Annotated in this window: 2 protein-coding genes, 1 tRNA gene and 2 rRNA genes (1 of these 5 cut by a window edge); 1 reads left to right on the top strand and 4 read right to left on the bottom strand. The window is 56.8% G+C overall.

The genetic code is table 11. The annotated features are described in order from the left end of the window. Positions 1 to 144, bottom strand: the start of a protein-coding gene (locus EN852_RS33535; RefSeq protein ID WP_127880047.1) for a ThuA domain-containing protein. It extends 498 nt beyond the left edge of the window; the window shows 144 of its 642 coding nt (coding positions 1-144); the start codon lies at positions 142 to 144; the stop codon falls past the left edge of the window. A 277-nt stretch (positions 145 to 421) separates the two neighbouring features. Here EN852_RS33535 and EN852_RS33530 point away from each other — a divergent pair, with 277 nt between their 5' ends. Then, positions 422 to 1,273, top strand: coding sequence for an NmrA family NAD(P)-binding protein (locus EN852_RS33530; RefSeq protein WP_127880046.1), 852 nt, complete (start codon positions 422 to 424; stop codon positions 1,271 to 1,273). A 190-nt stretch (positions 1,274 to 1,463) separates the two neighbouring features. Here EN852_RS33530 and EN852_RS33525 read toward each other — a convergent pair. From EN852_RS33525 to EN852_RS33515, 3 genes are all read right to left on the bottom strand, one after another. Then, positions 1,464 to 1,540, bottom strand: a tRNA-Met gene (locus EN852_RS33525). Between the two features lie 200 nt (positions 1,541 to 1,740). Beyond that, positions 1,741 to 1,855: ribosomal RNA gene (gene rrf / locus EN852_RS33520) — 5S ribosomal RNA — on the bottom strand. A gap of 283 nt (positions 1,856 to 2,138) precedes the next feature. After that, positions 2,139 to 4,963 (bottom strand): 23S ribosomal RNA (locus EN852_RS33515). Positions 4,964 to 5,000 lie beyond the last annotated feature (37 nt).

The following is a 5,000-nucleotide window of genomic DNA, read 5'->3' as shown; positions in this document are numbered from 1 at the left end:
GATCGCCGGGTCGGCGAAGACCGCGGTCGTGTTCTCGACGCGCACGGCAAAGTCTGCTTCCTCGAGCATCGCCTTGACGACGCGCGCCCCGGCCTCGGGCTCGTGCCCCTCCCAGCCGCCCCATACGATCAGCGCCTGCCGCATTTTTCTCTCCGTCGGTTTGGTTGCATTCATTCGAGGTCGCCAAGGACGAATAGTTACCGAGATTTCGGACGTAAACGCATGTCAGCAAAGAAAGCCCGAGGCGAGCCGGCCCACAAGTGGGCATTTGGGAACGCGGGCACGCCTTCGCCAGTTCATCTTGTGCACCCGTTGGGCGTCACCCGAAAAAAGGCCGGCGGGCGCGGTGACATCTCAGTCGCGGGAACCAGATTGAGTTGAGGGCCACTGGTGGCCGTGACGAACTTGCAGGAACGTGATCATGATGATTCTCGCCTTCGGCGCTGCGGGAAATTTTGCAGGCAGTGTCATTCCCGCCCTTGCTACGCGAGGCGCGCGCGTCCGTGCCTTCATCCGCAGGCCAGAACAGGCTGAACTGGTGCGTGGTCACGGCGCAACCGAAGTCGCCATCGGCGACCTCCGCGATCGGCCAGCTTTGGATGCGGCACTCAAGGATGTCGGCGCCGTCTTCTACATCGCCCCGGCATTCATTCCCGGCGAGGCCGACGTGGGAAAAACTGTCGTGAAGGCAGCCATCAACGCCGGTATACGGCGATTCGTGTTCTCGGCCGTGATCCATCCGGTGCTCTCCGACCTCGTCAATCATGTCGCCAAGGCGCCGGTCGAGGAGGCGGTTCTCAACTCCGGCCTGGAATATACGTTCCTCCATCCGGCGCGCTACTTTCAGAACTATGCGGCATTCTGGCCCAAAGTCGTGAAGGAGGGCGTGCTCGCGGAGCCTTGGTCATCCGAGACCCGTTTCTCCCTGGTCGACTATCGGGATGTCGCCGAGGTCGCGGCGATAGCCCTGACGGAAGACCGGCTGCTTTTTGGCACGTTCGAACTTTGCGCACCCGGGCAACTCGATCGACACGAGGTCGTCGCGCTGATGAGCGATGTGCTGGGCCGCAAAATCGGGGAGCGCCGCGATCCCGGTGTCCTGGGTGACGTTTCCCAGGGCTTGAGGGCGATGTTCGCTCACTACGATCACCACGGGCTGCTCGGCAACCCGCTGACGCTGCGTGCGATCCTGGGTCGTGAGCCGCGGTTGCTGCGTGCATATCTGGAGGAACTGGCGCGCGGCGATCCTGCTGGATTCGGTGAGCAAGGATGAACGACCGGCCCTGGCGGCCAAAAGACAAAACGCCCGCGCGAGGCGGGCGGTTGCGGGGACGGGATTTTGCTTTTCTGTCCCGCGGCATCGGCTTTGCCTGCTTGCGGGCCCCCGATGACAGTTCAAATCAGCCGGCCACCGGCAGCCGGATACAAGAACAGCCCGGATTGAGCCGGGCTGTTCTTGTATCTGGTTGCGGGGACAGGATTTGAACCTGTGACCTTCAGGTTATGAGCCTGACGAGCTACCGGGCTGCTCCACCCCGCGTCACCTACGAGCAAGCGTTTGCTTGCGACTACGAGCAAGCGTTTGCTTGCGTTCTTGGACGTAAGCGCAAGCCTACGGATAGGCTGGCTTACAGATAGGCAGATGGCGCACCAAATGAAAGGGCCGCTTTCGCGGCCCGTGGTCCCGTTGGCGGGCCTTTATCGTAGAGAGAAGATGAGGGTTGAACATGCGTTTAGCAGACCTGGCAGCGACCTACTCTCCCGCGTCTTGAGACGAAGTACCATCAGCGCTGGAGCGTTTCACGGCCGAGTTCGGAATGGGATCGGGTGCAGCCGCTCCGCCATAACCACCATGTCGGCAAAACGCATGTTCAATCGAGAAGCTTTTTGAGCGAATAGCTAATAGTGAGTAGCCAATAGGGAACCCTATTTGCTGCTTCTCTAGGCTGTTCGCTGGTCCTTGTTGTGCCCTGGATGTTCATTTCAGCCTGGCGCCTTTCGAAGCGAAGCTTCGCAAGGTCGACCGACCGTCGGCGCTGTTGCGCCGCACCCACGTAGCGCCGCCCGTGAGGGAACAAGCGTGAGTGAGAGTGGCGACAATCCTTCGGATTGCGCCTTGATGGATACAAGTAATGAGAACGATCAAGCCTATCGAACTATTAGTACCGGTAAGCTTCAAGCGTTGCCGCTCTTCCACACCCGGCCTATCAACGTGGTCGTCTTCCACGGTTCTCAGGGAATACTCGTTTCAAGGTGGGTTTCCCGCTTAGATGCCTTCAGCGGTTATCCCGTCCGGATATAGCTACCCTGCGATGCGGCTGGCGCCACAACAGGTCCACCAGAGATCCGTCCATCCCGGTCCTCTCGTACTAGGGACAGATCCTTTCAATATTCCTACACCCACGGCAGATAGGGACCGAACTGTCTCACGACGTTCTGAACCCAACTCACGTACCGCTTTAAATGGCGAACAGCCATACCCTTGGGACCTGCTCCAGCCCCAGGATGCGATGAGTCGACATCGAGGTGCCAAACAACCCCGTCGATATGGACTCTTGGGGGTCATCAGCCTGTTATCCCCGGCGTACCTTTTATCCGTTGAGCGATGGCCCTTCCACGCGGGACCACCGGATCACTATGACCGACTTTCGTCTCTGCTCGACTTGTCAGTCTCGCAGTCAGGCAGGCTTATGCCATTGCACTCAGCGAACGATTTCCGACCGTTCTGAGCCCACCATCGCGCGCCTCCGTTACTCTTTAGGAGGCGACCGCCCCAGTCAAACTACCCACCATACATTGTCCCGGACCCGGATAACGGGCCGCGGTTAGACATCCATAGTAATAAGGGTGGTATTTCAAGGGTGGCTCCACCTGAGCTGGCGCCCAGGCTTCAAAGCCTACCACCTATCCTACACATGCCACTACGAATGCCAATGTAAAGCTATAGTAAAGGTGCACGGGGTCTTTCCGTCTAACCGCAGGAACCCCGCATCTTCACGGGGAATTCAATTTCACTGAGTCTATGCTGGAGACAGCGGGGAAGTCGTTACGCCATTCGTGCAGGTCGGAACTTACCCGACAAGGAATTTCGCTACCTTAGGACCGTTATAGTTACGGCCGCCGTTTACTGGGGCTTCGATTCAGAGCTTGCACCCCTCCTCTTAACCTTCCAGCACCGGGCAGGCGTCAGACCCTATACGTCGCCTTGCGGCTTCGCAGAGCCCTGTGTTTTTGATAAACAGTCGCTACCCCCTGGTCTGTGCCACCCTCCCCTGCTTGCGCAGAAAAGGGTCACGCTTCTTCCGAAGTTACGCGTGCAATTTGCCGAGTTCCTTCAGCATAGTTCTCTCAAGCGCCTTGGTATACTCTACCTGACCACCAGTGTCGGTTTCGGGTACGGTCTATAAGGAGGAGCTATTTCCTGGAACCACTCCGCTGCCCGTTCAATCCGATAAGATTGGACAACTTGTGTGATCCGTCACTACCTCCAGGCCCACGAATATTAACGTGGTTCCCATCGACTACGCGTTTCCGCCTCGTCTTAGGGGCCGGCTAACCCTGCTCAGATTAACTTTAAGCAGGAACCCTTGGTCTTTCGGCGGGGGAGTCTCTCACTCCCCTTACGTTACTCATGTCAGCATTCGCACTTCTGATACCTCCACCGCCCCTCACGGGTACGGCTTCATCAGCTTACAGAACGCTCCGCTACCGCTCGTGATTGCTCACGAACCCTAAGCTTCGGTGTATGGCTTTAGCCCCGTTACATTTTCGGCGCAAAGACCCTTATTTAGACCAGTGAGCTGTTACGCTTTCTTTAAATGATGGCTGCTTCTAAGCCAACATCCTGGTTGTTTTGGGATCCTCACATCCTTTCCCACTTAGCCATAACTTGGGGACCTTAGCTGTAGGTCAGGGTTGTTTCCCTTTTCACGACGGACGTTAGCACCCGCCGTGTGTCTGCCGACTAGTACTCCCAGGTATTCGGAGTTTGGTTAGGTTTGGTAATCCGGTGAGGACCCCTAGCCCATCCAGTGCTCTACCCCCTGGGGTATTCGGTCGACGCTCTACCTAAATAGATTTCGCGGAGAACCAGCTATTTCCGAGTTTGATTGGCCTTTCACCCCTAGCCACAAGTCATCCCGAACTATTGCAACAGTTATGGGTTCGGCCCTCCAGTAAGTGTTACCTTACCTTCAGCCTGCTCATGGCTAGATCACTCGGTTTCGGGTCTAATGCGACGAACTGAACGCCCTGTTCAGACTCGCTTTCGCTGCGCCTACACCTACCGGTTTAAGCTTGCTCGTCACACTAAGTCGCTGACCCATTATACAAAAGGTACGTGGTCACCCTTACAGGCTCCCACTGTTTGTAGGCAATCGGTTTCAGGTACTCTTTCACTCCCCTTGTCGGGGTGCTTTTCACCTTTCCCTCACGGTACTAGTTCGCTATCGGTCATGCACGAGTACTTAGGCTTGGAAGGTGGTCCTCCCAATTTCAGACAGGATTTCACGTGTCCCGCCTTACTCGAGGACGATTGATCGCATTACGCGTACGGGGCTGTCACCCGCTATGGCCCTACTTTCCAGAAGGTTCCGCTTGTCTCTCAATCGCCACTGGCCTGGTCCGGGTTCGCTCGCCACTACTTCCGGAGTCTCGGTTGATGTCCTTTCCTACGGGTACTTAGATGTTTCAGTTCCCCGCGTTCGCCACTTTATCCCTATGGATTCAGGATAAGTTACCTATTAGCGATACTTGGAAACCACAGCGGCAAGACCGCGCGATCCCAAAGAGATCGTCGCATCCTGCCGCTCTGATTTTCCAAGTACCTTAGGTGGGTTTCCCCATTCGGAGATCTACGGATCAAAGGGTATTCGCACCTCCCCGTAGCTTATCGCAGCGTATCACGTCCTTCATCGCCTGTGCATGCCAAGGCATCCACCAATTGCCCTTAAGGCACTTGATCGTTCTCATTGCCAATACCCATCGCGCGATCTCGCAGA

This window comes from Mesorhizobium sp. M2E.F.Ca.ET.209.01.1.1, from assembly GCF_004010375.2.
In the GTDB taxonomy this organism is placed as follows: domain Bacteria; phylum Pseudomonadota; class Alphaproteobacteria; order Rhizobiales; family Rhizobiaceae; genus Mesorhizobium.
Note: the sequence above shows the minus strand (reverse complement) of the source record. Positions and strands in the feature narration are given on the sequence as shown.

What these genes read in the sequence shown, in the direction of transcription:
- EN852_RS33530 (WP_127880046.1), top strand. Translation starts at nt 422, where the DNA reads ATGATGATTCTCGCCTTCGGCGCTGCGGGAAATTTTGCAGGCAGTGTC.